This window comes from Streptomyces sp. NPDC001744 (genome assembly GCF_042892575.1).
GTDB lineage: Bacteria > Actinomycetota > Actinomycetes > Streptomycetales > Streptomycetaceae > Streptomyces.
Window position 1 is genome coordinate 262,995 of record NZ_JBIAUG010000008.1, and the last position, 6,951, is coordinate 269,945.

Consider the following 6,951-nt stretch of genomic DNA (forward strand, 5'->3'; position numbering starts at 1 on the left):
CCCCGCCGGGTGACGCCCGCCGGGGCCGGGCACGGCACCGGCCCCGCCCGACCGGGCGCAGCCCGCGGAACGCTCCCGCGCACCGGCGCGTCCGGCGGCCCGTACGGCGGCGGCCGGGTGACAACGGCCGGGCGGCACCGGCCCGTACGGCGGAGAACCGGAGCGGAACGAGCCGTACGCGGGCCGGGCGCGTCCCGGGAGCCGTACCACGACACGCCGCGTCCGCCCCGGAGCGGCACCACGCCCCGCGACCCCGCCGGGCCCCGCACCCGGGACACCCCGGCCACGGCACCACGTGCCGCGGCGCCCCGTAGGGGAAGCCCCGTCCCCACCCCGAGGCAGCCCGCCAGGGGAACCCCACCCACCCCGGGAGGCACCAGATGCTCGACGAGAACCTCCTCGACGCCCCGGACGACCTCGCCCTGGCCGACCGCCGCGGTCTCCTCCGCGGCGCCGCCGAGGCCGGCGCACGGGTACGGACCGCCGCCCGCCACGCGGCCGAGGCCGGCATCGCGGACCTCCGCCCCGAGGGCCGCCCCCGCGCGGTCCTCGTCGCGGGCCCCGGCACCGCCGCCACCGGCGTCGCCGACCTGATCGGCGCCCTCGCCGGAGCCACCGCCCCCGTCGTACGCCTCCGCCCCACCGGCGTCGCCCCCGCCGGCGGCGCCCTGCGCTGGACGCTGCCCGGCTGGACCGGCTCGGTCGACCTGCTGCTGCTCCCCACCACCGACGGTTCCGAACCGGGCCTCGCGCTCCTCGCCGAGCAGGCGTACCGCCGGGGCGTCACGGTCGTCGCCGTCGCCCCCCAGGGCTCCCCGCTCGCGGAGGCGGTCAGCGGCTCGCACGGCCTGTTCGTCCCCATGGCCGTCGCCCCCAACGAACTCCCCGACGAGTACGCCGAGAACATCGCGGCCAGCCCCGGCGCCCTCTGGGCCCTGTTCACCCCGCTGCTCGCCCTCCTCGACCGCCTGGGCCTCCTGGAGGCGCCGCCGGAGGCCCTGGAGAAGGTCGCCGACCGCCTCGACCGCACGGCGGAGCGCTGCGGCCCGGCCGTCGCCACCTACGGCAACCCGGCGAAGACGCTCGCCGCCGAACTGGCGGACTCGCTCCCGCTGATCTGGACCGAGGGCGACGCGGCGGGCCCGGCCGGCCGGCGCTTCGCCGCCGTCCTCGCCGAGCTGGCCGGACTGCCCGCCCTCGCCGCCGAACTCCCCGAGGCGCTGCCCGCCCACGGCGTCCTGCTCACCGGCGGCTACGCGGCGGGCGCCGACCCCGACGACTTCTTCCGCGACCGGGTCGAGGAGCCGGGGGCCCTGCGCGCCCGGGTGGTCCTGCTCCGCGACCGGTCGGCCGACGGCCTCAGCGCCGCCCCCGCCGCCCGGGAACTGGCCCTCGGCCACGACACGGCCGTCAGCGAACTGGAACCGGAGGAGGGCGACGCCCTGGAGACGCTCGCCGAACTCCTCGCCGTGACCGACTTCGCGGCCGTCTACCTGGCCCTGGCCAGCCCGGACCGCGCGACCCCGTAGACACCCGGACCCGAGCCGCCGGACCGGGGCGTGGACTTTTTCGGGCCCGCCGCCCCGATCCCGTAGGTCCCGGTCCCCGCACCCCGGCCCCCGCCCGTACGCCCGGACCGCGGAGCCGTACCGGCAGGGACGCCCGCCCGCCCGGCCCGCGCCGCGCCCCGGCCCGCGTCCGCTTTTCCCGGGTTTTCCCGGGCGACGGGCGCCCACGTCCACCGCCCCGACACCCGCCCGTCACCCACCCCCTGTCACCTGTCTCCCGACACACCACACGTCCGCCACCACCCGAGGAGCCGGCAGGCACCATGGACCGCCTCGTCAACACCGTCCGCCCCTACGCCTGGGGTTCCACGACGGCCATCCCGGAACTGCTCGGCACCACCCCCACCGGCGAGCCCCAGGCCGAGCTGTGGATGGGCGCCCACCCCGGCGCCCCCTCCCGCACCGGGCGCGGCGCGCTGAACCTGCTCATCGACGCCGACCCCGTACGCGAACTGGGGGAGCGGACCGTCGAGAAGTTCGGCCCGCGCCTCCCCTTCCTGTTCAAGGTCCTCGCCGCCGGCGCCCCGCTCTCCCTGCAGGTCCACCCCGACCTCGAACAGGCCCGCGCGGGCTTCGCCGCGGAGGAGGCCGCCGGCATCCCGGTCGACGCCCCGCACCGCACCTACAAGGACGCCAACCACAAGCCCGAGCTGATCTGCGCCCTCACCCCCTTCGAAGGGTTCTGCGGCTTCCGCGCCCCGGCCCGGGCCGCCGACCTGATCGCCGGACTCGGCGTCGACTCCCTCAAGCCGTACGCGGACCTGCTGCTCGCCCACCCCGAGGAGGCCGCGCTCCGCGAGGTCCTGACGGCCCTGCTCACCGCCGACCCGGAGGAGATGGCGCACACCGTCACCGAGGCCGCCGAGGCCGCCGACCGCCTCGGCGGCGCCCACGCCCCGTACGCGACGCTCGCCCACCACTACCCGCGCGACCCCGGCGTCGTCGCCGCGATGCTCCTCCACCACGTACGGCTCCAGCCCGGCGAGGCCCTCTACCTCGGCGCGGGCGTCCCGCACGCCTACCTCGACGGGCTCGGCGTCGAGATCATGGCCAACTCCGACAACGTGCTGCGCTGCGGCCTCACCCCCAAGCACGTGGACGTCCCCGAACTCCTCAGGGTCGTCCGCTTCGAGCCGGCCGACCCGGCCGTCCTCCGCCCCGAGGCGTCCCCGGAGGGCGAGGAGGTCTACGAGACCCCGACCGACGAGTTCCGCCTCTCCCGCTTCGTACGGGCCGAGGGGGCCGCCCCGGCCGACATCACCGTCCCCACCCCCCAGGTCCTGCTCGCCGTCGCGGGCCGTCCGCAGGTGGGCGGAACGGCCCTCTCCCCGGGCGAGTCGGTCTTCGTACCGGCGGGAGAGGGCATCCACCTGTCCGGAGCGGGTACGGTCTTCCGCGCCACCGTCGTCGCCTGATGCGACAATGACCGGCCGAACGGCGGCCAGCGGGCCGGAGAACCGACGAAGGGACCACGTACACCCATGAGCGCGTCAGGCGGAACCAAGGCGATCGTGGCGGCGCTCGCCGCCAACCTCGCGATCGCCGCAGCCAAGTTCGTGGCGTTCCTGTTCAGCGGTTCGTCCTCGATGCTCGCGGAGAGCGTCCACTCGCTCGCGGACTCCGGCAACCAGGGCCTGCTGCTCGTCGGCGGCAAGAAGGCCCAGCGCGAGGCGACCCCGCAGCACCCCTTCGGCTACGGCCGCGAGCGGTACATCTACGCCTTCCTCGTCTCCATCGTGCTCTTCTCCGTCGGCGGCATGTTCGCCGTCTACGAGGGCTACGAGAAGATCAAGGACCCGCACGAGATCGAGGCGTGGTACTGGCCGGTCGGCGTCCTCGTCTTCGCGATCGTCGCCGAGTCGTTCTCCTTCCGCACCGCCATCAAGGAGTCGAACCCGCTCCGCGGCGACCTCTCCTGGAAGGAGTTCATCCGCCGCGCCAAGGCCCCCGAGCTGCCCGTCGTCCTCCTGGAGGACTTCGGCGCCCTCGTCGGCCTCGTCCTCGCCCTCGGCGGCGTCGGCCTGGCCCTCCTCACCGGCAACGGCGTCTGGGACGGCATCGGCACCCTCTGCATCGGCGTCCTGCTCATCCTGATCGCGATCGTGCTCGCCGCCGAGACCAAGTCGCTGCTCCTCGGCGAGGCCGCCGGCATCGACGAGGTCAGGAAGATCGAGGCGGCCGTGGTGGACGGCGACACCGTCACCCGCCTCATCCACATGCGCACGCTCCACCTCGGCCCCGAGGAACTCCTCGTCGCCGCCAAGATCGCCGTCCGGCACGACGAGACCGCCGCCGAGGTGGCGCGCGCCATCGACGCCGCCGAGGAACGGATCCGCGCCGCCGTCCCCATCGCGCGGGTCATCTACCTGGAGCCGGACATCTACAGCGAGAAGGAGGCCGCGGCGGGCGCCGACCCGTCCGCGACCCCGGGGGGCACCGGCCACTGACCCCGCCCGCTCCACCGAGGCCCCCGGAACCCCGCGGCTCCGGGGGCCCCGGCATGTCCGCGCGGGCAGCCCGCGCCCCCTCCCCGGCTCGATCCGGACTGTGGCCCGCCGCGCCGGTCGGTGTAGATTCGTGACCAGCCAGACGTCGCTGCTGATGGCGGTCGGGCGGTCCCGGGACCGGCCGAGGGAGAGAGGGCCTCCGACGACGGCACCATGGAAGGACCCGGGCATCCCTATGCCCGGGGGCCCGCCGCGGTGCCCGGCGCCCCGACCGACCCTCGCACCCGATCCACGAGGAGCAGCCCCGTCATGACGACTGTCGCCCACCAGGACTTCAAGGTCGCCGACCTCTCCCTGGCCGTTTTCGGCCGCAAGGAGATCACCCTCGCCGAGCACGAGATGCCCGGCCTGATGTCGATCCGCCGCGAGTACGCCGAGCAGCAGCCGCTGGCCGGCGCCCGGATCACCGGCTCCCTGCACATGACCGTGCAGACCGCCGTGCTCATCGAGACCCTCGTCGCCCTCGGCGCCGAGGTCCGCTGGGCCTCCTGCAACATCTTCTCCACCCAGGACCACGCCGCCGCGGCCATCGCCGTCGGCCCGAACGGCACCCCGGAGAACCCCCAGGGCGTTCCGGTCTTCGCCTGGAAGGGTGAGACCCTCGAGGAGTACTGGTGGTGCACCGAGCAGGCCCTGACCTGGCCGAACACGCCCACCGGCGGCCCGAACATGATCCTGGACGACGGCGGTGACGCCACCCTCCTCGTCCACAAGGGCGTCGAGTTCGAGAAGGCGGGCTCCGCTCCGGACCCGGCCACCGCGGACAGCGAGGAGTACGCCCACATCCTGCGTCTCCTCAACCGCACCCTCACCGAGAACCCGCAGAAGTGGACCCGGCTGGCGTCCGAGATCCGCGGCGTGACCGAGGAGACCACGACGGGCGTCCACCGCCTGTACGAGATGCACCGCGACGGAACGCTGCTGTTCCCGGCGATCAACGTGAACGACGCCGTGACGAAGTCGAAGTTCGACAACAAATACGGCTGCCGCCACTCCCTGATCGACGGCATCAACCGCGCCACCGACGTCCTCATCGGCGGCAAGACGGCCGTCGTCTGCGGCTACGGCGACGTCGGCAAGGGCTGCGCCGAGTCCCTGCGCGGCCAGGGCGCCCGCGTGATCATCACCGAGATCGACCCGATCTGCGCGCTCCAGGCGGCGATGGACGGCTACCAGGTCACGACCCTGGACGACGTGGTGGAGACGGCCGACATCTTCATCACCACCACCGGCAACAAGGACATCATCATGGCCGGTGACATGGCCCGGATGAAGCACCAGGCCATCGTGGGCAACATCGGCCACTTCGACAACGAGATCGACATGGCCGGTCTCGCGCAGATCCCGGGCATCGTCAAGGACGAGGTCAAGCCGCAGGTCCACACCTGGACCTTCCCCGACGGCAAGGTCCTCATCGTGCTGTCCGAGGGCCGTCTGCTGAACCTGGGCAACGCCACCGGCCACCCCTCCTTCGTGATGTCGAACTCCTTCGCGGACCAGACCCTGGCCCAGATCGAGCTCTTCACGAAGCCGGAGGAGTACCCGACCGACGTCTACGTGCTGCCGAAGCACCTGGACGAGAAGGTCGCCCGTCTCCACCTGGACGCGCTGGGCGTCAAGCTGACGACCCTGCGCCCGGAGCAGGCCGCCTACATCGGCGTCGAGGTCGAGGGCCCGTACAAGCCCGACCACTACCGCTACTGATGTCCCGGCCGGCGGCGCCCGCGCGCTGACGCGACGCCGTCCCGGACAGCGGTACCGGACCCCGCCCGGGGACGCCTCCACGAAGGACGTCCCCGGGGAACGAGTACTCGGGCAGGCCCCCCGCACCCCCGTGCCGGGGGGCCTGCCCCGTTCAGCCCCCGTCAACGCTCCTGGAAGCGCTCCCTCCCGAGGACCGACCCATGCCCCGCGGCCGTTATTCGCTCCATGACCCGCACGATCACACCCCCCTCGGCGAAGAACACTTCCACTGCGCGCCCGGCCCCTCCGGCTGGCGCTACGTCTCGCAGACCACCACCCCCTCCGGCGGTCACGGAGGCTCCGTCGACCTGACCGTCGACGCGCTCGGCCGCCCCCTCCGACTCGAACTGCACGCCACCGACTGGCAGGTCCGCGGCGCGGCCCTCGACGGCGTCAGCTGGGTCCGCACGGACCCCACCGGAACCCACGCCACCGAAGGCAACGTGCGCGCCCACGCCTTCACCGGCACGTCCCCGGCGTTCCTCGTCGCCCTCACGCGACTCCTGCGTCTCACCCCCGATTCCCCCGAGACCCGCGTCAGGCTCGTCGCCTTCACGGCCCCGGTGCTCGCCCCCCTCACGGTCGACCAGTCCTGGGTGCTGTTGAGGAGTGAAGCGCACCCCACTGACAACGGCCCCCTGACCGTGGACGAGTACCAGGTCAGCACCCTGGACACGGGTGAACGGCACACCGTCCACATCGCCGGCGACGTGGTCCTCGCGGCTCCCGGCATCGAACTCGAAGACCTGGACACCCCGCCCTCGGTCTTTCCCTGACCGGAAGAGCCCGAGCACAGCGCCACGCCTCCCCTGCGGCCGATGTGCGTACGGCCCCGTCGAGCTGCTAGTCTCCTCCGGTGCCCGCAAAAGCCGTTGACACGGCGTTCGCGGGGAGGTAGATTTGAACGGTTGCCTGGAGCTGGACAGCTCGGCAGCAATCAAGTAAAGTCTGAATCGCTCCGAACGGAAATCAATTCCACGGAGTCACTTCGATTCCTATCCGAATCACGAAAGCCACCGATTGGGTCGGCCGAAATGAATCTGATAGAGTCGGAACCGCCGGAAGGGCCCGGAGCGAAAGCGAATGGGACCGGAAAGCACCGGGGAAATCGGATCGGAAAGATCTGATAGAGT

Annotated in this window: 5 protein-coding genes; all 5 read left to right on the forward strand. The window is 73.1% G+C overall.

Features of this window, described 5'->3' with window-relative positions; genetic code table 11:
- Positions 1-380: 380 nt before the first annotated feature.
- Positions 381-1,529 (forward strand): SIS domain-containing protein, encoded by a 1,149-nt coding sequence (locus ACFYZY_RS13075; protein WP_388692863.1) that lies wholly within the window; start codon positions 381-383, stop codon positions 1,527-1,529.
- A 302-nt stretch (positions 1,530-1,831) separates the two neighbouring features.
- Positions 1,832-2,983: a mannose-6-phosphate isomerase, class I gene (gene manA / locus ACFYZY_RS13080; RefSeq protein ID WP_388692865.1), complete on the forward strand. Its 1,152-nt coding sequence runs from the start codon at positions 1,832-1,834 to the stop codon at positions 2,981-2,983.
- A gap of 66 nt (positions 2,984-3,049) precedes the next feature.
- A complete protein-coding gene (locus tag ACFYZY_RS13085; RefSeq protein WP_388692867.1) occupies positions 3,050-4,015 on the forward strand; it encodes a cation diffusion facilitator family transporter in 966 nt (321 codons plus the stop codon).
- 309 nt (positions 4,016-4,324) lie between these two features.
- Positions 4,325-5,779, forward strand: a complete 1,455-nt coding sequence (gene ahcY, locus ACFYZY_RS13090) for an adenosylhomocysteinase (protein ID WP_388692869.1) — start codon at positions 4,325-4,327, stop codon at positions 5,777-5,779.
- 200 nt (positions 5,780-5,979) lie between these two features.
- Positions 5,980-6,594 (forward strand): hypothetical protein, encoded by a 615-nt coding sequence (locus ACFYZY_RS13095; RefSeq protein WP_388692871.1) that lies wholly within the window; start codon positions 5,980-5,982, stop codon positions 6,592-6,594.
- Positions 6,595-6,951 lie beyond the last annotated feature (357 nt).

Coding starts and splice junctions, on each gene's coding strand:
- ACFYZY_RS13075 (WP_388692863.1), top strand. CDS start 381: ATGCTCGACGAGAACCTCCTCGACGCCCCGGACGACCTCGCCCTGGCC.
- manA (WP_388692865.1), top strand. CDS start 1,832: ATGGACCGCCTCGTCAACACCGTCCGCCCCTACGCCTGGGGTTCCACG.
- ACFYZY_RS13085 (WP_388692867.1), top strand. CDS start 3,050: ATGAGCGCGTCAGGCGGAACCAAGGCGATCGTGGCGGCGCTCGCCGCC.
- ahcY (WP_388692869.1), top strand. CDS start 4,325: ATGACGACTGTCGCCCACCAGGACTTCAAGGTCGCCGACCTCTCCCTG.
- ACFYZY_RS13095 (WP_388692871.1), top strand. CDS start 5,980: ATGCCCCGCGGCCGTTATTCGCTCCATGACCCGCACGATCACACCCCC.